Annotated in this window: 26 protein-coding genes and 2 tRNA genes; 5 read left to right on the forward strand and 23 right to left on the reverse strand. The window is 45.1% G+C overall.

The window, feature by feature from the left end; translation table 11 throughout:
* Positions 1-166: 166 nt before the first annotated feature.
* From V5G21_RS02035 to V5G21_RS02045, 3 genes are all read left to right on the forward strand, one after another.
* Positions 167-577, forward strand: coding sequence for a hypothetical protein (locus V5G21_RS02035; protein WP_011247490.1), 411 nt, complete (start codon positions 167-169; stop codon positions 575-577).
* A 317-nt stretch (positions 578-894) separates the two neighbouring features.
* A complete protein-coding gene (locus V5G21_RS02040; protein WP_142237549.1) occupies positions 895-2,352 on the forward strand; it encodes a glycosyltransferase family 2 protein in 1,458 nt (485 codons plus the stop codon).
* A gap of 132 nt (positions 2,353-2,484) precedes the next feature.
* Complete coding sequence (locus V5G21_RS02045; RefSeq protein ID WP_063608471.1) at positions 2,485-4,014, forward strand: multicopper oxidase family protein; 1,530 nt, start codon at positions 2,485-2,487, stop codon at positions 4,012-4,014.
* A gap of 244 nt (positions 4,015-4,258) precedes the next feature.
* Here V5G21_RS02045 and V5G21_RS02050 read toward each other — a convergent pair.
* The 12 genes from V5G21_RS02050 to V5G21_RS02105 form a co-directional block, all read right to left on the reverse strand.
* Positions 4,259-4,335, reverse strand: a tRNA-Arg gene (locus tag V5G21_RS02050).
* Positions 4,336-4,340: 5 nt separating this feature from the next.
* Positions 4,341-4,414: transfer RNA gene (locus V5G21_RS02055), tRNA-Gly, on the reverse strand.
* A gap of 521 nt (positions 4,415-4,935) precedes the next feature.
* The gene (locus V5G21_RS02060) at positions 4,936-5,445 is read right to left on the reverse strand and encodes a metallophosphoesterase family protein (protein WP_063608472.1); all 510 of its coding nucleotides are present in this window, start codon (positions 5,443-5,445) and stop codon (positions 4,936-4,938) included.
* On the reverse strand, positions 5,442-6,038 hold the full coding sequence (locus V5G21_RS02065) for an XTP/dITP diphosphatase (RefSeq protein WP_063608473.1): 597 nt from the start codon (positions 6,036-6,038) through the stop codon (positions 5,442-5,444). Before V5G21_RS02065 ends, V5G21_RS02060 begins: the two co-directional genes overlap by 4 nt.
* A 3-nt stretch (positions 6,039-6,041) precedes the next feature.
* Positions 6,042-6,794 (reverse strand): ribonuclease PH, encoded by a 753-nt coding sequence (rph, locus tag V5G21_RS02070; protein ID WP_011247495.1) that lies wholly within the window; start codon positions 6,792-6,794, stop codon positions 6,042-6,044.
* A gap of 101 nt (positions 6,795-6,895) precedes the next feature.
* Complete coding sequence (locus V5G21_RS02075; protein WP_063608474.1) at positions 6,896-8,029, reverse strand: GerMN domain-containing protein; 1,134 nt, start codon at positions 8,027-8,029, stop codon at positions 6,896-6,898.
* Between the two features lie 292 nt (positions 8,030-8,321).
* A complete protein-coding gene (locus V5G21_RS02080) occupies positions 8,322-9,290 on the reverse strand; it encodes a rhodanese-related sulfurtransferase (RefSeq protein WP_011247497.1) in 969 nt (322 codons plus the stop codon).
* Between the two features lie 245 nt (positions 9,291-9,535).
* Positions 9,536-9,775, reverse strand: coding sequence for a DUF362 domain-containing protein (locus V5G21_RS02085; protein ID WP_011247498.1), 240 nt, complete (start codon positions 9,773-9,775; stop codon positions 9,536-9,538).
* Between the two features lie 131 nt (positions 9,776-9,906).
* Positions 9,907-10,737 (reverse strand): glutamate racemase, encoded by an 831-nt coding sequence (racE, locus tag V5G21_RS02090; protein ID WP_063608475.1) that lies wholly within the window; start codon positions 10,735-10,737, stop codon positions 9,907-9,909.
* 17 nt (positions 10,738-10,754) lie between these two features.
* Complete coding sequence (locus V5G21_RS02095; RefSeq protein ID WP_050748983.1) at positions 10,755-11,234, reverse strand: MarR family winged helix-turn-helix transcriptional regulator; 480 nt, start codon at positions 11,232-11,234, stop codon at positions 10,755-10,757.
* 132 nt (positions 11,235-11,366) lie between these two features.
* On the reverse strand, positions 11,367-13,088 hold the full coding sequence (gene ptsP / locus V5G21_RS02100; RefSeq protein WP_011247501.1) for a phosphoenolpyruvate--protein phosphotransferase: 1,722 nt from the start codon (positions 13,086-13,088) through the stop codon (positions 11,367-11,369).
* A complete protein-coding gene (locus tag V5G21_RS02105) occupies positions 13,088-13,351 on the reverse strand; it encodes a phosphocarrier protein HPr (protein WP_011247502.1) in 264 nt (87 codons plus the stop codon). Before V5G21_RS02105 ends, ptsP begins: the two co-directional genes overlap by 1 nt.
* Positions 13,352-13,753: 402 nt before the next feature.
* Here V5G21_RS02105 and V5G21_RS02110 point away from each other — a divergent pair, with 402 nt between their 5' ends.
* Positions 13,754-13,978: a helix-turn-helix domain-containing protein gene (locus tag V5G21_RS02110; RefSeq protein ID WP_011247503.1), complete on the forward strand. Its 225-nt coding sequence runs from the start codon at positions 13,754-13,756 to the stop codon at positions 13,976-13,978.
* Positions 13,979-14,004: 26 nt separating this feature from the next.
* Here the strand turns inward: V5G21_RS02110 and V5G21_RS02115 are convergent, their stop codons facing one another.
* From V5G21_RS02115 to V5G21_RS02135, 5 genes are all read right to left on the reverse strand, one after another.
* Positions 14,005-14,460 carry an acyl-CoA thioesterase gene (locus V5G21_RS02115; protein ID WP_063609821.1) on the reverse strand — a complete coding sequence of 152 codons (456 nt, stop codon included), beginning with the start codon at positions 14,458-14,460 and terminating at the stop codon, positions 14,005-14,007.
* Positions 14,461-14,613: 153 nt separating this feature from the next.
* Positions 14,614-15,366, reverse strand: a complete 753-nt coding sequence (gene sdhB, locus V5G21_RS02120; protein WP_011247505.1) for a succinate dehydrogenase iron-sulfur subunit — start codon at positions 15,364-15,366, stop codon at positions 14,614-14,616.
* Positions 15,363-17,132, reverse strand: coding sequence for a succinate dehydrogenase flavoprotein subunit (sdhA, locus tag V5G21_RS02125; RefSeq protein WP_338465190.1), 1,770 nt, complete (start codon positions 17,130-17,132; stop codon positions 15,363-15,365). Before sdhA ends, sdhB begins: the two co-directional genes overlap by 4 nt.
* A 38-nt stretch (positions 17,133-17,170) precedes the next feature.
* Positions 17,171-17,779 carry a succinate dehydrogenase cytochrome b558 subunit gene (locus tag V5G21_RS02130; RefSeq protein WP_011247507.1) on the reverse strand — a complete coding sequence of 203 codons (609 nt, stop codon included), beginning with the start codon at positions 17,777-17,779 and terminating at the stop codon, positions 17,171-17,173.
* Between the two features lie 258 nt (positions 17,780-18,037).
* Positions 18,038-19,393 carry a TrkH family potassium uptake protein gene (locus tag V5G21_RS02135; RefSeq protein WP_011247508.1) on the reverse strand — a complete coding sequence of 452 codons (1,356 nt, stop codon included), beginning with the start codon at positions 19,391-19,393 and terminating at the stop codon, positions 18,038-18,040.
* Positions 19,394-19,561: 168 nt separating this feature from the next.
* Here V5G21_RS02135 and V5G21_RS02140 point away from each other — a divergent pair, with 168 nt between their 5' ends.
* Positions 19,562-19,984: a YslB family protein gene (locus tag V5G21_RS02140; protein WP_035201855.1), complete on the forward strand. Its 423-nt coding sequence runs from the start codon at positions 19,562-19,564 to the stop codon at positions 19,982-19,984.
* Positions 19,985-20,009: 25 nt separating this feature from the next.
* Here the strand turns inward: V5G21_RS02140 and uvrC are convergent, their stop codons facing one another.
* The 6 genes from uvrC to V5G21_RS02170 form a co-directional block, all read right to left on the reverse strand.
* Complete coding sequence (gene uvrC / locus V5G21_RS02145; RefSeq protein ID WP_035201857.1) at positions 20,010-21,794, reverse strand: excinuclease ABC subunit UvrC; 1,785 nt, start codon at positions 21,792-21,794, stop codon at positions 20,010-20,012.
* A 55-nt stretch (positions 21,795-21,849) separates the two neighbouring features.
* Positions 21,850-22,164 (reverse strand): thioredoxin, encoded by a 315-nt coding sequence (trxA, locus tag V5G21_RS02150; protein ID WP_011247511.1) that lies wholly within the window; start codon positions 22,162-22,164, stop codon positions 21,850-21,852.
* Between the two features lie 227 nt (positions 22,165-22,391).
* Complete coding sequence (locus V5G21_RS02155; RefSeq protein WP_011247512.1) at positions 22,392-23,369, reverse strand: electron transfer flavoprotein subunit alpha/FixB family protein; 978 nt, start codon at positions 23,367-23,369, stop codon at positions 22,392-22,394.
* Positions 23,370-23,382: 13 nt separating this feature from the next.
* Positions 23,383-24,153, reverse strand: coding sequence for an electron transfer flavoprotein subunit beta/FixA family protein (locus V5G21_RS02160; protein WP_011247513.1), 771 nt, complete (start codon positions 24,151-24,153; stop codon positions 23,383-23,385).
* A gap of 28 nt (positions 24,154-24,181) precedes the next feature.
* On the reverse strand, positions 24,182-24,952 hold the full coding sequence (locus V5G21_RS02165; RefSeq protein ID WP_338465193.1) for an enoyl-CoA hydratase: 771 nt from the start codon (positions 24,950-24,952) through the stop codon (positions 24,182-24,184).
* A 108-nt stretch (positions 24,953-25,060) separates the two neighbouring features.
* Complete coding sequence (locus tag V5G21_RS02170) at positions 25,061-25,645, reverse strand: TetR/AcrR family transcriptional regulator (protein WP_338465194.1); 585 nt, start codon at positions 25,643-25,645, stop codon at positions 25,061-25,063.
* Positions 25,646-25,753 lie beyond the last annotated feature (108 nt).

Consider the following 25,753-nt stretch of genomic DNA (forward strand, 5'->3'; position numbering starts at 1 on the left):
GCTTCTTCTGTTTTGCGGTCAACCGTTTTTTATCATAAAAAGATCGAAAATTTCGTTGAATGCGCTTCCAATGTGAACAGGCCGCGTTTTTTGTTTTTTTATTTTTTTACTGAAAAAGGCTATAAAAATCGGAAAACCGGGGATAGTAAAAAAAGGGGGTGTTTACATGAATTTCTTTTATAAGCGGGTAAAGAACACGCTTGTCAAACTGCCATTCCTGGCCAAATTTTTAACAGATCGGCATAGGCCATCCCTTGTGCTTGTTACGAACCATTGGGAGCAATGCCCAAATGAGCCGGAACGCCAACTTTGTAGAGCTTTGCAGCAGAGAGGCTATTATGCTTCTCCAGAATACGCAATTGACCATCTGTCGATTGATGTTGCCCTCGTTCCTTATCGCATAGCGCTGATGCGCGACACCACTCTCACACAAGAGCGGAAAATCGCTAGGTACCTTGAAAGAAAAGGCTGGACGCTCATTTTTTATGACGATAACCAAATTGATGGAAATATCGATCGACTCTTATATGAAGTGGACACGCTTGTTCACCCGCCAAAAAACGCCTCACTTACATAAGGCGTTTTTTTCGTTGTCATTTTCATCTTTTCACTTCATCCATTGCCCTTTTCCTGTTCCTCTTTTCCCCTAATCATGACGAATGCCTCTACTCCCATCTATTCGACTAAAAAAATTCCATCTGTTTTCTATCAAGAAATGAATTACCTTTTTAATAGAGCGAAAAGATTGATTATCGCAGCAGGAGAAGCAATCTATTTTTAAGCATAGTTATTTTTTACTACGTATCGATCATAAACATCAAACAAGCATACACGGAAAATGGGGGTAGAGAATTGAACACAGAACATTTGCTTCCAATTACAAAAAATGCGTTTATGAAACCAAGAGTGGTTGCCTTCATTCCAGCACATAATGAAGAACAGTCGATTCGCGATTGTTTAGAAGGGTTAGCAGACCAGCAATTACCGGCAGGAGTTGACCTTGATGTGATCGTCATTGCCGATAACTGCACAGATCGTACGGCAGAAGTGGCCTTACATTGCGGGCAAGACCTCAATTTGCAATTGATCGTGCTAAAAACGAGAAACAACAAAAAGCGAAAAGTCGGAGCATTGAACACTGCTTGGAAAAGCTTGTATGGCGATTTATTAGACATTCACGCATCCAACTTAAGTCCGTACCAACAACTTTACAATAAATCGGTAAAGGCTATTTTAGGAATGGATGCAGATAGCAGAATGGCACCTGGAGCGCTTTTGCACCTGTGGGAAGGCTTAATGAGTGCCCGAAATATTGGCGGGGTAATGGCCAAGTACACGATGAGAATGCCTAAAAAGCTAAAAGAACTTTCTTTGGACGATCCATACTATGAAGAAAAAATCGCTAGCGGCCAGTATGGGAACCCCTTTACTAGATGGTGGACGCACCAACAAAAACAAGATATGGCCAGTTGGCTTTTAACATTGCAATATAACGGGGGCAGCACTTACGTATTAGGTGGGCAAGCGACGCTCTTTCGGCCAGAGGCACTCCATGATATTGTGAACCGAAACAATCTAGACGGACCGTGGCAAGATGATAGTGACGTCGAAGATATGCTACTAACTTGGCAGCTGCAAAAAGCGAAATGGAAAACGCTGATCAGCCCAAACGCTCGCTGCTTTGTTGACTCGATGAAGACATACCACACGTTCCGCCAGCAACGATACAAATGGGATTCCGGCACAATCGATTTGCTTACGAACAGCGAATTGGACATAAAAACAAAGCATCGATGGCGGATTTGGAGGGCGCAGTTTAGGTCATTGCTCGATTTAACGATTCGGATCTTGTTGGTCGTTTTGCTCGCTACTTCCCTTATTACTGCTCAGTTCTCCTGGAATTGGATTTGGGTCATTCCTATAGCAGTCGCCTCTCTCCTTAATTTGATTTTGGCCGTAAAAACGCCAATGAGAAGGCCAATCGATGTCATGCTTTCTGGCACGGTCATAAGTGCTGAAATCTATTTATGGGTGAAATTATCGATTTTTATTCATATTTGGCTAGACAAGCTTTCCAAAAACAAAAAAGACGGCTGGCATAATCAATACAACGCTGAGAAAGGACAAACACGGAGCAAACTGTTCGAATGGTGGTTTGTTCTTCTCATTTTGTTAGCTTTAATCGTTTTTGCAGCGTTCTATTTCAGGGATTTTTTCACTAGCTCCAAAGTGGTTGCTTTGTCAGCACCTTACTTAAAAGTCGGCTGGACGATTTTGAGCTATTTCACTGGATGGGCTACATTGTTAATGCTTTATCAGTTGTGGACATTGCGCAGGAAATACAAGGCCTAATTGCCCGAATCCGTTCTTCGGATTTTGCGGTTTTAAGAAAAAACGCTTTACCTATTTAGTGAAAGCGCCCAAGCAAAACCGTCAAACGGAACATTCCATATACCACTACCTACATGACAGGAGCGGATTTTTATGGAATTAGAAAAATTTGTCGACCCTATGCCTATTATGAAAACAGCAATCCCTAAAAAAACAAGCAAGGATGGAGACTATTACGAAATTGAGATGAAGGAGTTTTCACAAAAACTGCATCGGGATTTAAACCCGACTCGCTTATGGGGGTATGATGGCCAATTCCCTGGCCCCACGATTGAAGTGATGCGGGGAAAACCAGCTCGGATCAAATGGATGAACAACCTCCCTGATACCCACTTCCTTCCGATTGACCGATCGATACACCACGTTGCCCATGAACCAGAAGTCCGCACCGTCGTCCATTTGCATGGGAGCGAAACGACACCAGCAAGCGATGGCTACCCTGAAGCTTGGTTTACAAAGGATTTTGCAGAAGTGGGATCTTTTTTTGAACAAGAAACTTATGAGTACCCAAACGACCAAAGGGCTGCCACCCTCTGGTACCATGACCATGCGATGGGAATTACACGCCTTAATGTATATGCAGGGTTGAGTGGTCTATACATTATTCGTGACCCACGAGAAGAACAGTTAAACTTGCCAAAGGGAGAATTTGACATTCCATTGCTGATTCAAGACCGATCTTTTAACGACGACGGCTCTCTCTTCTACCCAGCCCAGCCAGCCAATCCCGCGCCAAACTTACCGAATCCGTCGGTCTTGCCGTTTTTTGTCGGCGATACGATTTTAGTAAACGGAAAAGTTTGGCCTTACTTGCAAGTTGAACCACGGAAGTACCGATTTCGCATTTTAAACGGATCCAATTCACGTTCCTACCAGCTAGCCCTTGATTCAGAAGCACCCTTTTATCAAATCGCTTCAGACGGCGGTTTGTTAAGAAGGACTGTTTCTTTGCAGGCATTCGATATCCGTCCAGCCGAACGGATTGAAGTCATCATTGATTTCAGTAAATTCGAAGGCCAAACGATCACACTGAAAAACAATGCAAGCACTGACGCCACAGCGGATGTGATGCAGTTTCAGGTCGTTCTTCCCTTATCCGGAGAAGACACAAGCATCATTCCTCAAAACCTATCTTATATCCCGTCGCTTCAGCAAAACGACGTCAAACGGATACGAAACTTAAAAATTTCTGGGACGACGGACGAGTACGGCAGGCCTCTCCTTTTGCTCAATAACAAACTGTGGAGTGACCCTGTTGAGGAAAAACCGTGTTTAGGAACGACGGAAATATGGTCATTCGTCAATGTCACCAACGTCCCCCATCCCATGCATATCCACCTAGTCCAATTTCAACTCTTGGACCACCGGGCGTTTAACGTTGAGCTGTACAATGAAAATGGCCAAATCGAATTAGTGGGGCCGACTATTCCGCCTAAAATCAATGAGCGAGGCTGGAAAGACACAATCACTGCCCCTGCAGGGCAAATCACTCGCGTCATTGCCCGATTTGCCCCGTTTTCCGGGTACTATGTATGGCACTGCCACATTCTCGAGCATGAAGACTATGATATGATGCGTCCTTTCGTTGTTATTGATCCGAAAACAGAGAAGGAAAGGCGATGAGGGGGGAAGGAGGTTGCCCCTGGCACCTACCCGATTGCCAGGGGACCTGTGTTTTGTCTAATGTCTGCTATCCTATTTAATCGAAAAACCAAAAATTTCATCTTTCACAAAATTAAAAACTTCCAAACCATACAATTGGAAGTTTCATTTATGTAACGATATTTTTTGAAAAAGTATTTCCTTTAGTTAGACACCTTTTCGCTTTTCTCAGACCTGAATTTATTAGGTTTTCTATGTTATAGAATGGCGTCCCAGGAGAGATTCGAACTCCCGACCGACGGCTTAGAAGGCCGTTGCTCTATCCTGCTGAGCTACTGGGACATGATTGGAGCGGGTGAAGGGAATCGAACCCTCATCATCAGCTTGGAAGGCTGAGGTTTTACCACTAAACTACACCCGCATATTAAATTAAGCTATTTTCTTTATTTCGAGCACCGTACTTTATGCCTCTTCCTCTGCTGGCTTAATCGACGAAGCCAATGCGTCGAGGCAACTCGGGGCTTTTTCATGGATGTGTTGCTCGTGGCTGAGGTTTTACCACTAAACTACACCCGCATTTTCATTAAGCTATTTTCTCTATTTCGAGCACCCTATACCATGCCTCTTCCTCTAGCTGCTTATTCGATGAGGCTTATGCGTCGAGGCAACTCGATCTCTTTTCACGGATGTGTTGCTCGTGGCTGAGGTTTTACCACTAAACTACACCCGCATTTTTAATATTACTTTCCTCATTTTTCGAGCACCGAACAACATGCCTCTTCCTCTGCTCGCTTATTCAGCGATGTTCATGCGTCGAGGCAACTCGATGCCTATTGTCGGTGACCTTATTATGTAGATGCAAAGCGCCGCTTACAGCAGCGACGCTTATAACTATACAGGACATTGAAAAGATTGTCAACCATTATTTGCAAAAGCAACCCTTTAGAGCGTGAAGTGCTTGTCCAAGTCTGTTGCTTTTTTGCCAGCGGTTGTCCAATAGTTGATGTCGACATGTTCGTTTCCGATTGTTAGGCAGCAATATGTGCCTTCAGGGTACTGTTTTGGTAGGCGAACACTGCCAGGATTAATGAGGATGACACCATCCTGCTCTTCTGCCCGGGCAATATGGCTATGGCCGTAGATGGCGATGCGTGCGCCTTTTTCTTTTGCACGGTCGATTAGTTTCGCAAGCGTCTGTTTAACGCCATGGTGATGGCCGTGGGCGATATAAGCGGTTGTTCCTTCCCATTGGCATTCTAGCTCATTTGGAAAAGAAGAGAACACATCGCAATTGCCCGCAACCACATTAACCCCAGCCAGTTCTGGCGCGTGTTCAGGCAGTTCTGAATCGCCGACGTGGATGACTTGGTCCACCTCATGTTCGTGGCGGGCTATAATCGCCTTTAGCTGATCGGTCCAGCCATGGCTGTCGCTGATGACAAGAATATTCATTTCGGCCACACTCCCTCGATTGTTTCTTTTAAGGCTGTGAGGGCACGGGCGCGGTGGCTGAGCTGGTTTTTTGTTTCGGCTGATAGCTCTGCCATTGTTTGTCCGTGGCTAGGTACAAAAAAGATCGGATCGTAGCCAAAACCATTCGAGCCCGTTGGCTTTTCGGTAATGCGGCCTTCGCAAGCTCCTTCGGCAAAAATCGTTTCTTTTCCTGGTTCAGCCAATGCAATGACACAAAAGAAGCGGGCGGTACGCTTCTGTGTCGGAACACCATCAAGCTCCGAAAGAACTTTGTCAATATTGGCTTGGTCGTTCTTCGGTTCACCAGCATAGCGAGCAGAGTATACTCCTGGTTTGCCGCCAAGGGCATCGATCAGCAGTCCTGAATCATCGGCAATGACCGGTTTTTGCAAATAGGCAGCCAGCGTTTCTGCTTTTTTGGCGGCATTCTCATGGAATGTGTCGCCGTCTTCAATAATCTCAGGGACTTCAGGGTAATCATAAAGTGATTTGACTATGTAACGATCCGTAAACAATGTTTGAAAGTCGGCAAGTTTGCCTTTGTTTTTTGTTGCTACAACCAATTCGTTCAATGTTCATGTCCCCTTTTTTTCTTCAATCCAACTAGCTGCCTCTCCAAGAAACGGGCGTTGGATGTGAATCAATTGGTCAATGCCCTCTGCAGCGAGGTCAAGGAGCTCATTCAATTCACTGCGTGTATAAACAGCTTCTTCTCCACTGCCCTGCACTTCAACAAAATCGCCTGAACCTGTTTGGACGATATTCATATCGACCTTTGCCTGCGAATCCTCGCTGTAACACAGATCACACACCGCCCCTTCTTCAGGCAAAATGCCGACAGATATAGCTGCTAGAAAATCAGTAATCGGCCAAGCGCTAATTGTTTTTTCAGCGAACGCTTTTTGAACTGCGAGCACAAGCGCCACATAGGCACCTGTAATCGATGCGGTTCGAGTACCGCCATCTGCTTGGATAACGTCGCAGTCGATCCAAATCGTCTTTTCACCGAGCTTTTCTAAATCGACAACTGCCCGGAGAGCCCGGCCGATCAGGCGTTGGATTTCCATTGTACGCCCGCTCAATTTGCCTTTTGCGGCTTCGCGAATCGTTCGCTGGCCTGTCGCTCGTGGCAGCATCGAATATTCCGCCGCTAGCCACCCTTTATTTTGCCCACGTAAAAACGGGGGGACGCGGTTTTCAATGCTTGCTGTGCATATCACTTTTGTATCGCCAACAGAAATCAGTACAGACCCTTCGGCATGCTTTGTAAAATGAGGAATGATCTCAACCTCTCTTAGTTGATTTTGTTTTCGGCCGTCTTGGCGCATTTGTTTTCCTCCTTAGCAATGGAAAGCCCTCCAAATTGTATCGGCTCTAGTATAACATACCTAAACAGGCGCCTGCATATGCAAGCGCCTTGTCTGCTTCCCTATAGCGGCTTAGCATTCACGAGCTCAGGGCGAGTGACTTCTTCCACTTCAATGCCCGCCTCATTTACGCCTGCCTCTCCGTTCACTTTGATTGACACTTTTTCGATGCCGCCTTGCTCTGTTAATGTGAGCGCTAAGCTTTCCAATACACTAGTCGGAATCGCGCTGCCTTCGTTGGCCGATTGAATGGCTTCGTTAAAGTCTAAGACGACTTCGCCATTTTGCAGTTTAGGCTCATTAAGAAGTTCCACATCGCCTGACATTTCCGTTAGCAAATTTGTCATGAGCGATGGCCCGTCAATCAATTCATTGATTGCCGCCTCTAGCTCATTGTCGACATTTTCAACCCTTTTCGTTACCGGTACATAGTATGTGTCCTCGTCATTTGCCCCAAGGAAATATAGGGTAATGTCCGTGCTGTTGGTAAAGTCGACTACTTCGCTTGTGTCGACATTTATGCCGTCTGCGCGACTTAGGTTTCCGACAAGCGGTTTCTCACTTTGTGGCATTTTATCGAGCTCATAACCGTTTACTTCGACTTTCACTTCTTCAACGTCAGGAAATTGCGTCAATGTCCAGGTGACAGCCTCAAAAATTTGCTTTTCATCTGCAAGGTTGTAGTCATTAAACTCGCTTGAAAAATTGACAATCGCCAACTTTTCTTCTTTTAAGTGGTCGATATCGACTTCCGTTCCTGCTGGCAAGACGGCCCGGAAGCCGTTAGGAAGAATATCGTTGATTGGTCCCCCTTCTACTAAATACTCAAGCGCCTGTTTCATCACACTGTCTGTTTTTGGAAGCGTCAACGTTTGCGGGACGACTAGGCCATTGCTATCAATTAAATAGAGCTCTCGCTGATTTAATGATTCGGCAGCTTCATCCGGTGTTGTTTCATCTGTTGAGCCTGTTTCCTCCCCTGTTTCTTCCCCTGCTTCGCTTTCATCGGCTTGTTCTTCCGTTACATCCTCTTCAGGTTCATTTTCTTCGTTTCCAAAATCCTCTTCCGCATCCGTGTATGTGACTGGCGGTTCATCGAGTGTGTCCACAGCATCATTGGCTCCAAGTGAACAGCCCGTAGTAGTAAGTGCAAGTACAACAACAAAAGGCGCGCTAACTCCAGCTAATTTACGCATACGTTTCCCTCCCCAGAATGGTTGTACTTCCATATATACGAGCTTTCTCTCAGATTAGACCAGCTTGTTTATACCTTGAATAAAAAAACGCCTCCCAAAAAGGAGGCGTCAGACTATAGACAAACGCTCGCATACTTCGTCGTTTGCCTCGGTCATATGCTCATGAACCCTTGTTCTATTCGCATCTTCCCTCGGCTGCACTCCTCGTCTGACAAGCGTTTTCTATCAGTCTGATTGTTTGTCGACTTTGTCGACAACTTCACGCCTCCCAAAAAGGAGGCGTGTCAATGATTTATAATCGAGCAGGAAGCTTTTCTCCAAGAGCGTCAAGCCGCGCTTGGTGTTCTTCAGGAGAAAGCTGATGCTCTTTTACATAGAGATTGCGAGGGTGGACGCGGCATTCAGGTGTACAGCCGCGCAAATATTTATGCTCATTTTCCTCTGAACATAAAATTTGCTTGTTGCATTCTGGATTCGCGCAATTGACATACCGCTCACACGGTTTTCCGTCAAAGTAATCTTTACCGACTACAGTTGGCGCTACGTGGTTAATCGGCACTGTTAGCCGCTCATCAAATACATAGCATTTGCCATCCCACAATTCCCCTTTTACTTCTGGGTCTTTTCCGTAAGTGACAATGCCGCCATCTAATTGAGCTACATCTTCAAACCCTTCTTTTTTAAGCCAGCCTGAAAATTTTTCGCAGCGGATTCCTCCTGTGCAGTAAGTAAGAATTCGTTTATTTTCAAATTGCTCTTTGTTTTGTCGAATCCAATCAGGCAGCTCCCTAAAAGCCTTAATGTCTGGGCGGATCGCTCCACGAAAATGCCCGACATCATACTCATAATCATTGCGGGCGTCAATGACAACCGTGTCCTCTGCCAGCATTGCTTCACGCCATTCTTTTGGCGATAAATGCTTGCCTGTCAGTTCGTTTGGATTGACGTCGTCTTCATTCAAGCGAAGCGTTACCAGTTCTGGGCGAGGGCGTACATGCATCTTCTTAAATACGTGCTGCTCTTCTTCGTCCACTTTAAATACAATGCCTTCAAACAACGGGTTGGCTTTCATCGCCTCCATATAGGCATCGGTATGTTCCTTCAGCCCTGATACGGTTCCATTAATGCCTTCTTTTGCTACAAGTACTCGGCCTTTTAACTGCAAGCTTTTGCAAAAAGCGAGATGCTCTTTAGCAAACCCTTCTGGATCTTCAATCGTAGTGTAATAATAATACAGTAGTACACGGTAATCTTTAGACATATACTCTTCCACCTATCTCCTTATATTTGCAAGATACAATGTGTAGGTGTCTTACCTAGTCAGCCACATCTGTGTCTCATGTTTTACCAACCTATATTATACAAAAATTCGCCTTTTTGTCCAGTTCCTTGCTATTTTAACAAAAGCAAGCGAAATGACCAAAACAAAAGCTCCCTCCCGTGTTAAGGAGATGAGCTTTCTATCGTGGGCTACTTTGATAAATGTTGTTAGCGCCTTTCCAACTGTTACTCAATCCCAAAAAATTCTTCCGCTTTTTTCAAGAACTTTTGGTCTTCAGGGGCCATCTCATATTCTTCCACAATGGCATCAACTGGGCATACGCCTTGGCAAGCGCCGCAATCAATGCAAATATCTGGATTAATAAAGTATTGGTCTTCTCCTTCTTCAATGCAGTCAACTGGGCATACATCGACACATTCCCCAGCTTTCTCCCCGATGCAAGGGCTCAAAATGACAAATGCCATGTTTTACACTCCTTTAAAAGTCTCCTCTTTTAAGAAAACAGCAAAAAAGCCGTCTCTTCTTCTCAATCATTCTACTGCCTGTCTCTAGCATACACCCCTGCCTCAGAAACATAAAGGGGTTTGCCTGAATTTCACTTACTTTTCATCGTTGCTTGAACTGGCAATGGCCCATCAAGATGAATCGACGCGACTGAGTCTGTGTGAATGTTTAGCCAACTCGCCGCTAATTGCTTAAATTGATTCGCTTCTCCAGTCGTATAGAAACGATGTGTCGCCTTTGCCTGATGTTGTTCGTTCATTGAATGGTAAAACAGCAAACTGCTTACTTCCCTTGCTGTCTCCTCGCCTGATGAAATGACAGTAACGCCAGGCAAACACGCTTCAATGACAGGCTTTAACAATGGGTAATGGGTACAGCCTAAAATGAGCGTATCGAAACCGGCGCCTTGAAGGGGAGCGAGCGATTCGCGTACTATCGCTTCGGCTTCAGGTCCTTTAATCGTCCCCTGTTCAACAAGGGGCACAAATAACGGACATGCCAAGCTTTCAACCGTTACGTTTTCATCAATCGAATGGAGTGCCATCGTGTAGGCGTTGCTCGCAATTGTGCCTATTGTGCCAATGACAGCAACATGGCGATTTTCGCTCACTTGTATCGCGCTAATCGCCCCTGGACGGATCACGCCAACAACTGGAATGTCTAACTGGGCTCTTGCCTCTTCTAGCACAACCGCCGTTGCTGTATTGCAGGCAATCACAATCATTTTGACATCTTCATGTAAGAGACGTCCGATCATTTGCCACGTAAACGCCCGCACTTCTTCGACAGGGCGGGGTCCATATGGGCAACGGGCGGAATCGCCTATATATACAATCGGTTCTTTTGGCAATTGACGCATAATTTCCGAGGCGACAGTCAATCCCCCTATGCCTGAATCAATAATGCCAATCGGTCTGTTCACGCGTCTTTTCTCTCCCTTTATGAACGCACTTCACGCTTTTCCTTCATCGTTTTCAAAAGGAAATTTAAATTTTCTTCTAGATCGTTCACTTGTTCACTTGTAAAATGCTCAAGCATTTCCGCTAAATAATGTTGCCGCTTAGCGATCACTTCACGTATGATCGTTTGACCTCTATCCAACAAATGAATTCGCACGACGCGCCGGTCTTGTTTGTCTTTTACCCGCATCACCAATCCATTTTTCTCCATTCGATCTACTAAGTCCGTAGTTGTGCTGCATGCCAGGTGCATATGATTAGAAAGTTCCCCTATGGTCATATCACCATATTCATTTAACCACTGCAGTGCAACAAATTGCGGAGTCGTTATCGGGAAATGCGCTAAAATTTCTCTGCCCTTTTGTTTCACTAAGTCAGCAATTTTACGGAGAGAGCGCTCAATCTCCTCGAATTGGTGACGATTGTTGTCATAAGGTTTTTCCAATCGTTGCACCTCCATCCAATCCTATCGGTTTCTATTCATTCTAAGACTATTGTACTAACCTCAACGCCTCTTATCAACTAGATTTCTTAGATTGTCGACTAAACACATGGGAATAAGGACAAACGATTGCCGCTTGCCCTTATTTCCTTATGATTGGCTGTATTTGCTGCGAACTAGTTGTTCGACTCCATCGGCCGTATCTTTTGTCAATGCTTCTTGCGCAAAAGATTCCAGTTCAGCTTTAGACAATTTGCTAATCTGGCTTCTAGCAGGAAGAATCGACGTGGCGCTCATGCTAAACTCGTCTAAGCCAAGACCGAGCAAAAGGGGAATCGCAATTTCATCACCGGCCATTTCGCCGCACATGCCGACCCATTTCCCTTCTGCGTGGGCAGCTTGAATGACCATGTCAATTAGACGAAGAACTGCTGGATGGTACGGCTGGTATAAATAAGAAACTCGTTCATTCATACGGTCAGCAGCCATTGTATATTGAATCAAGTCATTCGTACCAATGCTGAAAAAGTCAACTTCTTTGGCAAACTGTGGAGCCGCCACCGCAGTCGATGGAATTTCCACCATAATGCCAACTTCCATCTCGTCGCTGACATCAACATTGCTCGCTTGCAGCTTGTCTTTTTCTTCGTGCAAGATTTGTTTAGCTTGACGCAATTCTTCCAACGTCGCAATCATCGGAAACATGATCTTTAAATTGCCATGTGCACTTGCGCGAAGCAAGGCGCGGAGCTGGGCCCGGAACATGTCCTGTTTTTCAAGGCAAAGGCGAATGGCCCGATGCCCTAAAAACGGGTTTAGTTCGTGTGGCAAATCCAAATAAGGAAGCTCTTTGTCGCCGCCAATGTCGAGTGTACGGATGACGACTGGCTTTCCATCCATCCGTTCCACCACTTCTTTGTAAGCTTCGTATTGTTCTTCCTCACTAGGAAGCTCTGTCCGTCCCATATAAAGGAACTCTGTCCGATAAAGGCCGATTCCTTCAGCGCCATTGTTAATCACGCCGTCTAAATCTTTAGGCGTTCCGATATTAGCCGCTAGCTCAACGTGGTGCGTGTCTTGCGTTGTCGTCTTTTTGTTGACAAGTTTTGCCCACTCCGCTTTTTGCGCTTCATAATCAGCTTGCTTTTGCTCATAAGCAGCTAACTCTTCTTCGGTAGGGTTGACAATGACGTGGCCATCAATGCCGTCAACAATCACAAGTGCACCGTTTTCAATTTTGGCAGTAGCTTCTTTCGTCCCGACCACAGCAGGAATTTCCAAAGATCTAGACATGATGGCAGAGTGAGACGTACGACCGCCAATGTTTGTCGCAAAACCTTTGATAACGTCAGGATTTAATTGTGCCGTATCAGATGGTGTTAAATCATGGGCAATGATAATGGTGTCTTCTTCGATAGCGGCAAGGGAAACGACTTCAATTCCCATAAGGTGACCTAATACACGGCGAGAAACATCACGTATATCCGCTGCTCGCTCTTTCATATATTCATTGTCCATGTTTTCAAACATGGTAATGAACATATTGGCGACTTCGTTCAATGCAAACTCCGCTGTTACGGAGTCTTCATTTACTTTTGCTTTCACAGCGTCGACCAACTCAGGATCGCTTAACACAAGCAAATGGGCTGAAAAAATTTCAGCCTTGTCCTCGCCTAATTCATTAAGCGCCTTTTCCTTAATAGCCGTCAATTCTTCACGAGAAATAGCCAGTGCTTCGTCCAGACGCTTGATCTCATCACTGGGGTTTTTAGCCTCTTTTTGTTTGATTGTAAAATCAGGCTCTTCGTGCACAAAGGCTTTGGCAATTGCTACACCCGCAGATGCAGCAATGCCTTTAAGAGAATGAAGCATTATTCGCCAAGTCCCTCTTTAATCACTTCTTCAATAGCTGAAAGCGCTTCATCTGCGTCTGAACCTTCCGCTTTGATTGTTACTTCTGCGCCTTGTCCAACACCAAGAGACATGACACCCATGATCGATTTAAGATTGACTGATTTCCCTTTGTATTCCAAAGTGATATCAGACGAGAATTGGCCAGCTTTATTAACAAGTTGTGTAGCTGGACGCGCGTGAATGCCCGTTTCTGCAGTAATTTTAAATGTTTTTTCAGCCATAGTAATTCCTCTTTTCTATTAGTATTTACTCATTGGTAAAGCCCTTGTACAGCGGGTCGCCTTTGCACAAATCACGACTGATTCTTACTAAGTATCGTACCCTGCAATGAGCTGCTCTAGCCAATTTATTTTTCTTTTTTGCTAAGCAATGCACTTTATTCAGCTGCAAAACCCTCTTATAAAAGAGCTTTATAAACATCGTCATTATAGCATGGGGGGTAATCCCTTTCAACAAAAAAACAAGGGCCCTATCAAAAAAACGACTAAATTCGACAATAATGAAAACGTCCTATTCGCAAATGAACGCTCACACCTTTTTCATACCAAACATATACTGTCTTGACTAAAGCCTTTCAGGTCAGCGTTGACCTACTCTTAGCCCGGCATGAAGGAGTGAACATATTGAAGGGAGCAGACTTCGGACCAAAACCTTTGCTTACGAAAAGGGAACGCGAAGTATTCGAACTACTCGTCCAAGACCAAACAACAAAAGAAATTGCTAATCACCTTTTTATTAGTGAAAAGACCGTACGCAACCATATTTCGAACACAATGCAGAAGCTGGGAGTAAAGGGGCGCTCTCAAGCCGTTATCGAACTTATACGTCTAGGTGAATTGACCATTTGAAAAAAGCCTGCTATGCAGGCTTTTTGCTATGTAGTTTTTTTACATGCTAGTTTAGCAAGCACCTTCTCAGAGAAAGGGAGTGCTTTGCCTGTCTGTTTGTCAACTTGCACCACTGTGCCTCTCCCTGTTAAACAAATATCGGTGTTTCTTTTTGCTACATAATGAATGTCCAATGAAGAACGCCCGATTTTATCCACTTTTACCCCTACTTGTAACGTATCCCCGTATTGAATTTGGGCCACATAGTTACATTGCAAATCAGCAGTAACGACAATGGCATCATTGCTAATCGCAGCCCAATCTTCCATTAAGCCGCAAGACTCAAAAAATTCAAGCCTTGCGTGTTCAAAATAAATAAACGCAGACGTATTATTCACATGGCCAAATGCATCTGTTTCCGAAAAGCGGACTTTGATGGGAACAAAAAATGTAAATGAGTCTTCCCATGCGCTTATTTCATTGATATAAGCAGGCACTTTCATCGTTCATCGCTCCTTTTTTTGACAAATCTCAGCTTAATTGAAAAGGCTTAGTGGACGGGAATAATGGAGAGGAAAATGGAAATAGAAATGGGATTGACGTAAGCGGCGTTTGTCTATAGTTAAACGAGGCTGCTTCGCAGCCTCGTTGTATGATCATATGCTTCCAAAGAAGTTTTTAAAGGACTGCAATGCCGTCGCGCGGTTTAATGCAGCAATGGATGTTGTAAGCGGAATGCCTTTCGGGCAAGCTTGCACGCAGTTTTGTGAGTTCCCACAATTGGCAAGACCGCCGTCTGTCATAATGGTAGCCAACCGTTCTTCTTTATTCATTTCACCAGTTGGGTGGGCATTAAAGAGGCGAACTTGAGATAGTGCCGCTGGCCCAATAAATTCGGATTTTGAATTGACGTTCGGGCAAGATTCTAAGCAGACGCCGCAAGTCATACATTTAGACAACTCATAAGCCCATTGGCGTCTTTTTTCTGGCATGCGCGGTCCAGGACCTAAATCATACGTGCCGTCAATTGGAATCCAGGCTTTTACTTTTTTCAGAGAATCAAACATTCTGCTGCGGTCGACGACAAGATCACGAACAACAGGGAATGTCCTCATTGGCTCAAGGCGAATGGGCTGTTCCAACTTATCAACGAGCGCGGTGCACGACTGTTGTGGTTTGCCATTAATAACCATTGAACAAGCGCCACATACTTCTTCTAGGCAGTTCATATCCCACGTGACAGGCGTTGTCTTCTCACCCTTAACATTGACAGGGTTGCGGCGAATTTCCATTAAGCAAGAAATCACATTCAAGTTTTGCCGGTAAGGAATAGCAAACTCTTCTTCATAGGAGCCGCTGTCTGGTCCATCTTGCCTTGTCACGATAAGGCGAATTGTTTTTTCACTCATTTGCTTCCAGCTCCTTGCTTTTTCTGTGAGTAGTCGCGTTTGCGTGGTTTAATCAACGATGTATCGACTTCCTCATATTCAAAGTCCGGCGCGCGGGTGCTCGGATTGTACCAAGCTTTTGTTGTTTTCAAAAACTCTTCGTCGTTTCGTTCTGGAAACTCCGGCTTGTAATGGGCGCCACGGCTTTCATTGCGGTGGTAAGCGCCAAGCGTGATCACACGGGCTAGATTGAGCATTCCCCCAAGCTGGCGGGTAAATGCCGCTCCTTGGTTCGACCATTTAGCCGTATCATGGATGTTAATGTTTTGGTAACGTTCCATTAACTCTTGGATCTTTTCATCTGTTTTTAACAGCTTGTCATTGTAACGCACAACTGTGACGTTGTCCGTCATCCACTCGCCAAGCTCTTTATGAAGGACATACGCATTTTCCGTACCATCCATGCGCAAAATCGCGTCGAATTGGTCTTGCTCTTTTTTCACTTGCGCTTCAAATAGCGAAGACGACAAATCTTCAGTAGCTGTGTTCAATCCACTAATGTACTCCACTGCCTTCGGCCCAGCAACCATACCGCCATAAATGGCCGATAACAGCGAGTTTGCACCTAAGCGGTTTGCACCATGCTGAGAATAATCGCATTCACCGGCGGCAAATAAACCAGGAATATTCGTCATTTGATCATAGTCTACCCACATGCCGCCCATCGAGTAATGAACAGCAGGGAAGATTTTCATCGGCACTTTCCGTGGATCATCGCCTGTGAACTTTTCATAGATTTCAATAATGCCGCCAAGCTTAATATCTAGTTCTTTCGGGTCCTTATGGGATAAATCCAAATAGACCATGTTTTCGCCATTAATGCCAAGCTTTTCGTCTACACACACATGGAAAATTTCCCTTGTAGCAATGTCACGCGGGACAAGGTTTCCATACGCCGGGTATTTCTCTTCAAGAAAATACCACGGTTTTCCGTCTTTGTATGTCCATACGCGCCCACCTTCTCCACGGGCAGACTCGCTCATCAGGCGAAGCTTGTCGTCGCCTGGAATCGCAGTCGGGTGGATTTGGATAAACTCGCCGTTCGCATAGGCAACGCCTTGTTCGTACAATTTTGCTGCAGCGAAGCCGGTATTAATCATTGAATTCGTCGATTTGCCGAAAATGATTCCTGGTCCACCAGTTGCCATAATAACGGCGTCAGCTGAGAAACTGCGTATTTCTGCTGAATTCAGCTCTTGTGCTGTAATGCCACGGCACGCGCCCTCATCGTCGATCACAGCAGATAAAAACTCCCAGCCTTCGTATTTCGTTACAAGCCCTTGCACTTCGTAACGGCGTACTTGTTCGTCCAGTGCATACAAAAGCTGCTGTCCAGTCGTGGCCCCAGCAAAAGCGGTGCGATGGTGTTGTGTACCGCCAAAACGACGGAAATCGAGGAGCCCTTCAGGGGTACGGTTAAACATAACGCCCATGCGATCCATTAAATGAATAATCGCCGGAGCTGCTTCGGTCATTGCTTTAACAGGTGGCTGGTTCGCTAAAAAGTCGCCACCGTACACAGTATCATCAAAATGTTCGTAAGGGGAATCCCCTTCTCCTTTTGTGTTGACAGCGCCGTTTATGCCGCCTTGCGCGCATACGGAGTGGGAACGTTTCACCGGTACAATCGAAAATAAATCGACCGGTACCCCTTTTTCTGCCGCTTTAATCGTTGCCATTAGCCCGGCTAACCCGCCGCCTACTACAACAATTTTCCCTTTACTCATAAAGTCCACTCCCTAAAAAATTCGCTAGTTGCTGATTTTTATACGAAAGCAAATGCAGCGGAAACACCTACATAGGTAAGTGCTGCAAAAACGATAATTGATACATATGTCATAATTTGTTGTGAACGAGGTGTTACGGTGATGCCCCATGATACAGCGAATGACCATAGTCCATTGGCAAAGTGGAACGTCGCAGACACAATGCCGACTATGTAAAATGCCATCATCCAAGGGTTTTGCAAAATATTTGCCATCATATCGTAGTTGACTTCATGACCAAACAGTGCTTGGATCCGCGTGTCCCAAACATGCCAAGAAATGAAAATTAAGAGAAAAACCCCTGTCCACCGTTGGATGCGGAACATCCAATTTCGGAATGTGCCAAAGCGGCTCGTATTGTTTTTTGCTTGCATCGCAATGTAAATGCCATAAATCGCGTGATAAAGAATCGGAATAAAAATGATGAGCAATTCTAACGCATAACGAAAGGGCAGACTCTCCATAAAATGGGCTGCCTGGTTAAATGCTTCCGGTCCTCTTGTTGCAAAGTGGTTGACTATTAAATGCTGAATTAGAAAAATTCCAATTGGTATAACTCCTAGCAATGAATGAAGCCTACGATTAAAGTACTCTCGATTCTCAGCCATACACGTTCCCTCCACGATATTTTTCCTCATCAAGACCCCTTATACAAATTCGTGCGTTTTTCTCTCTCTTATAAACGTACCCCCTGATATGGATTATGAATGACTTTCATTGAAAAACTGAAACTGTGAAATCTATTTGACAGTTTCATTTTACTCCTAGGGAAAATCCGAGTCAAGAAAACGGATTCAATTCATCTTGATTTTAAAGGGTTTTGAATGTTCTTTCTACATAAACCGACAGAAATCGGCTGCTTGGCGCTAGCCGATAATGACTGGTTCTGTCGGATAATGGTAATGGCTTTTCGTATGTTTCTTTTTAAAGGAGAACAGCATAGCGACAATCCCTACTCTGCCAATAAACATTAAGCACATTAAAATGATTTGGCTTGGATAGGAAAGGGAGCCAGTCTCCCCCATTGTTAGGCCGCAAGTCCCAAAGGCAGAGGCGACTTCCACAATTAAAGCAAGTAAACGTATGCCGCTGTCTCGTTCAAAAAAAGCGATGCTAATTAAAGAAACGGCAATGAGCAATGCTGCAACAGACAAAACGATAAACGCCTTTTCCTGGTCATCTTTATGGATTTGCCGCCCAAATGCATTTACGCGGTTGCGCCCTAAAGCGTAGCCCCTGATTGTCAAAACCATTACAGCAAGGGTAGTCGTCCGTATCCCGCCGCCAACGCTTGAAGGGCTCGCTCCGATAATCATCAGTCCCGACATAAATAGCAGCGTCGACTGCTCAAATTGACTTATATCTATCGTTGATAACCCGGCACTTCTTGTTGTGGCCGATTGGAACAAGGAATGGCCAAACTGTTCAAACCAAGGCAAGCCAGCAAAAGCTCCAAACGACTCGAACAGCCAAATGCCAAGTGCCCCAATGGCGAAAACGAGAAAATAAGTGGAAACGGTCAATTTTGTAAACAAGCTGAAACGGAATCCGGCTTTCCGCTTTAACAAAAACTCCCTGCACTCTACAAGAACAGGAAACCCAATCGAGCCGGCTATGATCAACAAGATCATCACAAGCTGGACAACTGCGTCGCCGGCAAACGGTTGGAGTGATTGCCCGGTGAGGTCAAAGCCAGCGTTAGTAAACGCACTCAACGCAGCAAAAAATCCTTGAACATAAGCCTCCGTCCATGTGTCAAAGTAGCGCAAATAATAAGTACCGAGTACAAGCCCTCCAACACACTCGATCGCAAGCGCAAGTAGCAAAAGCTGCCTCATGAGCAAAACAAGGCCACTCATATGGTTTTGGACGCGATTTTGGTCGGCGATGATAAGCATGCGCTGGGCAAGGTTTATTCGCTTTCCTAATACGATCCAAGTGAATGTTCCGAGTGTCATAATGCCAATGCCGCCTAACTGAATCGCAAGGGAAAGCACCATAATGCCCGTTCCATTAAACGTGTCGGCAACAGATATTGTCGTTAGCCCCGTTACACTGACGGCACTAACCGCTGTAAACAAAGAATCGCGATAGGCAAGCGTTACGCCGTCTTGATGAAACCAGGGAATCATTAAAAGCAGACTAAACAAAAAAATCGTCAGCAAATAGGCAGTAATAATAATTTGGAATGAATTGCTTAACCGTGCATGCTTATTGTCCATGGCACACCTCTCATTTATCACCAGTTAGTATATCACTGTCTGGGCTCCTTTACTATATCGCCTAGGTTCCATTTGCCGTGAAAAATTAGACAGAAGAACTACTGACAAAATCGCTAATCACAGGTAGTATAGGAACATGGAAAGCTATCGAAAGGTTGAGGTGTGACAATGAGCGGGGAAGACAACAAGGAGCAAACAGCAGGGCAATATGGCTATGATTTAATCCGTAATGATATCCTGCGCACGATTCTCGGAGACGAGCACGACAGATTGCTTTATTGGGTAGGCAAAAAAGTCGCGCGCGACAACCCACTTGAATCCGTTGAAGAATTAATTTCGTTTTTTCAACGTGCCGAATGGGGGCAACTCCAGCGTCTAAAAGAAAAACGGAGCGAATACATTTTTGAACTAACAGGAGATTGGATGGGACGAAAAGATAGGCGCTGTTACCAGCTTGAGGCTGGCTTTTTAGCGGAAACATTTGAAGTGTGGCATGAGGTAACAACGGCCGTTACATATACGCAAAAACGAAACAGCACGATTTTTACGGTGCATTTTGACCGAAATGATACTGTCAACGTAGGCGACTAACAGGAGGGCACTAAAAAACAAGCCGTTAAGCATTCGGCTTGTTTTTGTTTAATGTGTGATGAATGGTTTCTGCCAGTTTGGTTGGCACGTGTTTGCTTAAGTCCTCAATGGAAGCTTCCTTGATTTTTTTTACTGAACCGAACGTTTTAAGAAGCGCTTTTCTCCGTTTCTCCCCTACGCCAGGGATGTCGTCAAGTGCTGATTGCAAAAACGATTTCGCCCGTGTTTGGCGATGGAATGTGATCGCAAAACGGTGCACTTCATCTTGGATGCGTTGCAACAAATAAAATTCATGGCTGTCACGCTGTAAAGGCACGACTACCGGAGGAGACCCCATTAATAATTGCGACGTCCGGTGTTTATCATCTTTAGCCAAACCGCAGACAGGGATAGCTTGGCCAAGCTCGTCTTCAATCACTTCTTTAGCTGCAGCAATTTGCCCGGCGCCCCCATCAATGACAATCAAATCAGGCAATGGCCGTTTTTCCTTTAAAAGGCGGACGTAGCGGCGACGCACGACTTCACGCATCGATCCATAATCATCAGGGCCTTCTACCGTTTTGATTTTATACTTTCGGTACTCTTTTCGCTGTGGCACGCCGTTTACAAAAACAACCATAGCAGACACTGGGTCAACGCCTTGAATGTTCGAATTGTCAAATGCCTCGATCCGGTAAGGCGCATTTATTCCGATTGCCTCCCCGAGACGTTCGACTGCTTTCACCGTTCTCTGTTCATCACGTTCAATGAGCGAAAATTTCTCTTTTAAAGCGAGAGCAGCGTTTTCTTCAGCTAAATCAAGCAACGCTTTTTTTTGGCCTCGTTTCGGTTGTGTGACGCGCGTCTCAAGCAACTCTTCCAGCAATTGTTTATCGACGCTTTCAGCAACAAAAATTTCTTTTGGCTTAATATGGTTTTTTTCTAAATAAAACCGGGCAATAAATGTTAACAGCTCTTCGCTTGCCTCCTGGTAAAAGGGGAAAATGGACACGTCCCGTTCAATGAGGCGGCCTTGGCGAATAAAGAATACTTGGACGCACATCCATCCTTTATCATAGGAAAAGCCAAATACGTCTCTGTCCGTTTTGTCAGCAAACGCCATTTTTTGCTTTTCCATTACTTTTTCCATTTGTGCAATCGTATCCCTTAATTCTTTAGCCCGTTCAAAGTCGAGGTCTTCGGCCGCTTTTTCCATTCGTTCGCGAAGTTGCTCTTTTATATCGCTATGACCATTTTTCAAAAACTTTGTGATCTCATTCACCATAGTTTGGTTGGTTTCTTCACTCACTTCGTATACGCAAGGAGCAAGACATTGGCCGATGTGGTAATACAAACAAACGGAGTCCGGCATTTTCCGGCATTTACGCAATGGATACAGGCGGTCTAACAGTTTTTTCGTCTCCGTAGCCGCGCCTGCATTTGGATAAGGGCCAAAGTACTTTGCCCCGTCTTTTTTCACTTTCCGCGTAATTAATAAACGAGGGTGACGCTCATTCGTGATTTTAATATACGGATACGTTTTGTCGTCTTTTAACAACACATTGTATTTGGGATCATGCTTTTTAATCAGTGTAAGCTCTAAAATCAATGCTTCGATGTTACTGGAAGTGACGATGTACTCAAAATCGCAAATTTCTCCAACAAGGCGTTGTGTTTTGCTATCGTGGCTCCCCGTAAAGTAGGAGCGCACTCTGTTTTTTAACACTTTTGCCTTACCAACATAAATAATCGTCCCTTGGCGGTCTTTCATCAAATAGCAACCAGGCTTGTCAGGCAAGAGAGCCAACTTATTGGTAATGGTTTCGTTCAATCGTTCCTCCTCCTGTAAAAAGTCCGCCTTTTTTAAGAAAGGCGGACTGCTAGGATTACATTTGTTTATTCAACAGCTCTTCCAATGCTTCTTTCGGTTGGAAGCCGACCGCTTTGTCAACCACTTCGCCGTCTTTTAAAACAAGCAGCGTTGGAATGCTCATAACTCCAAATTTCCCTGCGGTTTCTTGGTTTTCGTCGACATCGACTTTTACGATTTTCGCCTTATCGCCAAGATCACCGTCGAGCTCTTCTAATACTGGAGCGATCATTTTGCATGGTCCACACCAAGGAGCCCAAAAATCTACAAGAACGAGGCCTTCCTTTGTTTCCTCCGTGAAGTTTTGGTCAGTCGCATTGACAATTGCCATTTGCCAAATCCCCTTTCATTGATAACATATTTACAGTATACCATTCCGTAAGCATGTAGAAAAATATGCTGCTTCTCTGGAATAGATTACCCACTGTCGACTAATCATAAACGATTTTTTCCAAAATAGAAAGCCACTTGCTCACGCAAGCAGCATAAGGCGAAAGACTGGCTTTCTAGTCGGCTTTTGCCGTCATGGGTGCTACCCGCTAGCGCAAGTAGCTGTTGTTATTTAGAGACAAGCACGGCTTTTAATTCTTCTGTAAGAAGGGGCACCACTTCAAACAAATCACCGACAATACCATAATCAGCAACTTCGAAAATAGGGGCTTCTGGGTCTTTGTTAATGGCCACAATCACTTTCGAGTTGGACATCCCTGCTAAATGCTGGATCGCTCCTGATAGGCCGACGGCAATGTATAAGTCTGGTGTGACGACTTTGCCTGTCTGGCCAATTTGTAATGAGTAATCACAATATTCGGCGTCACAGGCCCCGCGGGAAGCTCCGACTGCCCCGCCAAGAAGGTCCGCAAGCTCTTGCAGTGGCTTAAAGCCATCTGCGCTTTTCACACCCCTGCCGCCAGCTACAATAATATTGGCCTCAGACAAATCGACGCCGCCAGTCGCTTTTTTGACCACATCTTTCACGATCGCGCGCAAATCTTGGATGTCAACAGAGTGTGTTTCCACTTCACCAGAAGCGCTTTCCTCTTTAGCTAAAGCAGCAATGTTGTTCGGCCGGATTGTGACGATGTAAGGCCCTTCCTCAACAGCTTTGCGCTTTTCAAATGCCTTCCCTGAGTAGATTGGCCGTGTAAATACAGGCGTGTCGCCTGCCTCGATTGCAACGACATCAGAAAAGAGCGCTCCATCCAGTTTAACAGCCAAACGCGGCGATAGGTCTTTGCCAACTGAAGTGTGCCCAAGAACGACAATGTCTGGATTTTCTTTGTCAAACACTTGCAAATACGCTTGTTTATATGCGTCTGTTGTGTAATTTGCTAGCTCAGGGTGTTCCACGACAATAACCCGGTCTGCTCCGTATTGAAATAACTGTTCGCCAAGACTTGCAATCGCCTCCCCAGCAAGAACGGCTGTCACTTCGCCGCCATCCGCAAGCTCTTTTGCAGCAGCAATCGCTTCAAATGACACATTTCGTAGCTCATTGTTTTTCGCTTCTGCCAAGACAATTATTTTTTTCGCCATATTCCTCTCCCCCTTAAAGCACTTTTGCTTCTGTTTTTAACAACGAGACGAGTTCTTTCACTTGCTGAGATGGCTCTCCTTCTAGCTTTTTGCCTGCTTGCTTTTCAGGCGGCAAATAGACATCAACTACCGTGGTTTTTGCCGCTACGTCTTCTTCCTCTACATCTAAATCGTCTAAATCAAGCACCTCAAGTGGCTTCTTCTTCGCTTTCATAATTCCTGGAAGCGACGGATACCGAGGGTCGTTTAAGCCTTGTTGGGCAGTGACAAGGAGCGGCAGCTTCACTTCCAGTTTTTCTTCGTCCCCTTCGACATCACGAACAATATGAGCGGTTTGCCCCTCAATAGAAAGCCCGGTAATCGTCGTCACTTGGGCGATGCCAAGCAATTCGGCAAGCCGTGGGCCAACCTGGCCTGAACCGCCGTCAACCGCTACATTGCCAGCCAAAATAATGTCGACTTCTTTGTCCTTAAAGTAGGTATACAATAGCGCTGCTGTTGTTGCAGGATCGCTCTCTTCAAGCTCTTCTCTATCAATCAAAACAGCTTTGTCTGCTCCCATTGCCAATGCTGTACGAAGTTGCTTTTCTGCTTCCTCTTCTCCAACTGTGACGACTGTGACCTCTCCGCCATGTGCTTCTTTCAGCACAAGGGCTTCTTCGACAGCATACTCATCATACGGGTTAATAATAAACTCGGCGCCCTCTTCTTGGACTTTACCGTTTTGAATGGTAATGGCTTCCTCTGTATCAAATGTTCTTTTTAACACAACGAAAATATTCATGGGAATTCCTCCTATAAACTCGTAGTGACTATTTGCCGCGAAAAACAGGCTTGCGCTTTTCAATAAAAGCATTGACGCCTTCTATGCGATCCTCTTTCTGATAAACTTCAGAAAAATAAGCGATCTCCTTATCTAAGCCTTCCTTCAGAGCGCCTTCGCTCATTTTCGTAAGCTCCAATACGCGCTTGACCGTTAACGGGCTCTTCGCAGCAATCGTCCTTGCCATTGCCCTTGCTTCCTCCAGCAGATGATCTTCATCGCACACTTTATTCACAAGTCCAACGTTAAGCGCCTCTTCGGCCGTAATAGGAGCGCTTGTCAGCATCATTTCCAACGCTTTCGGCTGGCCAACAAGCCGTGGCAACCTTTGCGTCCCGCCAAAGCCTGGGATCAACCCGAGGTTCAGTTCTGGCAAGCCCAGTTTTGTCTCTGGTGCCGCCAGACGAATATGGCAAGCCATAGCTAGTTCAAGTCCGCCGCCGAGCGCGGCGCCATGGATAGCAGCGATAACGGGCTTCGGAGCTGCTTCAATTTTATTGAACGTATCTTGCCCTTTTTTGCCAAGTTGGGCAAACTCTTCGCTGTCGCCTACTTCTGTAAATTCTTTAATATCTGCCCCTGCCGCAAAAAAACGGCCTTCTCCGTAAATGATTGCCACTTTAATTGCATCATCTTTGTATACGTTTTCAAAAACTTCGCTCAGCTCTTCGATCACAGACCGTGCAAGCGCATTGGCAGGGGGCCGCTTTAACCCGATCTCTGCGATGCCGTCTGTGACTTTCCATGTTATGTTTTCCACTAGTAGTCCTCCTTTACTGTAAACCTATAATAAGAGCAATTGCCCCTTTTCAAGCAAGTCAAAACGTAGTCGTTATCGGTGTTGCAGTCACCTTGCGCTCAAACGTTACTACCCTCGCAACCCGTGGAGGAGCAAATGATAGACATTTTCAGCTTGTTTCTTCAACGGAAACTTGCCTTCTGCCATGACCCAATTGGAGACAACTTCATCCATAACGCCAAATACCATTTGTCTTGCTAAAAGCGGGTCCAGTTCAGGGTGAAAGCAACCTTCTGCTTTCCCTTCTGCTATTAATTCATCTAAAAGTGTCAAATATCCTTTTAAAACTTGATTGATTCGTTGGCGTAATTCCGATTTAGATTGGCGCAATTCAAGCTGTGTCACCACTGCAAGATCGTAATTGTCTTCTAGCTGTGAGAAATGAGATTCAACTAAAAGGTGGAATTTCGCTTCTATTGAGTGTTCCTTGGCCAATCTTCTCCTGCTTTTTTCGACAAAAGCGCCTAGCTTCTTGTCAAATAGCGATACGAGCAAGTCTTCCTTGTTTTTAAAATACAAATAAATTGTTCCATCGGCAACGCCCGCTTCTTTTGCTATTTTTGATACTTGCGCTTGATGGAAACCGTGCTTGGCGATCACTATGACCGCTGCATCAATGATTTGGTCATACTTTTGACCTCTCTTTTTACTCAAAACCATCTCTCCTTAACTCCGTAACATGAATGAATGTTCATTCATGTTATTTAGTATAGTACGGGAAAGGGCGATTGTCAAATGATAACGGCGCTTAAAAAGGTTTCT

Source organism: Shouchella rhizosphaerae (assembly GCF_036700015.1).
GTDB lineage: Bacteria > Bacillota > Bacilli > Bacillales > Bacillaceae_D > Shouchella > Shouchella rhizosphaerae.

Bases quoted from the DNA above. Each gene is read 5' to 3' on its own strand.
- V5G21_RS02085 (WP_011247498.1), bottom strand. From the start codon at position 9,775: ATGGCATTTGTCATTTTGAGCCCTTGCATCGGGGAGAAAGCTGGGGAA.
- sdhB (WP_011247505.1), bottom strand. From the start codon at position 15,366: ATGAGTGAAAAAACAATTCGCCTTATCGTGACAAGGCAAGATGGACCA.
- V5G21_RS02035 (WP_011247490.1), top strand. From the start codon at position 167: ATGAATTTCTTTTATAAGCGGGTAAAGAACACGCTTGTCAAACTGCCA.
- V5G21_RS02045 (WP_063608471.1), top strand. From the start codon at position 2,485: ATGGAATTAGAAAAATTTGTCGACCCTATGCCTATTATGAAAACAGCA.
- ptsP (WP_011247501.1), bottom strand. From the start codon at position 13,088: ATGCTTCATTCTCTTAAAGGCATTGCTGCATCTGCGGGTGTAGCAATT.
- V5G21_RS02080 (WP_011247497.1), bottom strand. From the start codon at position 9,290: ATGTCTAAAGATTACCGTGTACTACTGTATTATTATTACACTACGATT.
- V5G21_RS02060 (WP_063608472.1), bottom strand. From the start codon at position 5,445: ATGAATATTCTTGTCATCAGCGACAGCCATGGCTGGACCGATCAGCTA.
- V5G21_RS02160 (WP_011247513.1), bottom strand. From the start codon at position 24,153: ATGAATATTTTCGTTGTGTTAAAAAGAACATTTGATACAGAGGAAGCC.
- sdhA (WP_338465190.1), bottom strand. From the start codon at position 17,132: ATGAGTAAAGGGAAAATTGTTGTAGTAGGCGGCGGGTTAGCCGGGCTA.
- V5G21_RS02105 (WP_011247502.1), bottom strand. From the start codon at position 13,351: ATGGCTGAAAAAACATTTAAAATTACTGCAGAAACGGGCATTCACGCG.
- V5G21_RS02075 (WP_063608474.1), bottom strand. From the start codon at position 8,029: ATGCGTAAATTAGCTGGAGTTAGCGCGCCTTTTGTTGTTGTACTTGCA.
- V5G21_RS02155 (WP_011247512.1), bottom strand. From the start codon at position 23,369: ATGGCGAAAAAAATAATTGTCTTGGCAGAAGCGAAAAACAATGAGCTA.
- V5G21_RS02130 (WP_011247507.1), bottom strand. From the start codon at position 17,779: ATGGCTGAGAATCGAGAGTACTTTAATCGTAGGCTTCATTCATTGCTA.
- V5G21_RS02135 (WP_011247508.1), bottom strand. From the start codon at position 19,393: ATGGACAATAAGCATGCACGGTTAAGCAATTCATTCCAAATTATTATT.
- V5G21_RS02115 (WP_063609821.1), bottom strand. From the start codon at position 14,460: ATGAAAGTGCCTGCTTATATCAATGAAATAAGCGCATGGGAAGACTCA.
- trxA (WP_011247511.1), bottom strand. From the start codon at position 22,164: ATGGCAATTGTCAATGCGACTGACCAAAACTTCACGGAGGAAACAAAG.
- V5G21_RS02040 (WP_142237549.1), top strand. From the start codon at position 895: ATGAAACCAAGAGTGGTTGCCTTCATTCCAGCACATAATGAAGAACAG.
- rph (WP_011247495.1), bottom strand. From the start codon at position 6,794: ATGCGCCAAGACGGCCGAAAACAAAATCAACTAAGAGAGGTTGAGATC.
- V5G21_RS02140 (WP_035201855.1), top strand. From the start codon at position 19,562: ATGAGCGGGGAAGACAACAAGGAGCAAACAGCAGGGCAATATGGCTAT.
- V5G21_RS02095 (WP_050748983.1), bottom strand. From the start codon at position 11,234: ATGGAGGTGCAACGATTGGAAAAACCTTATGACAACAATCGTCACCAA.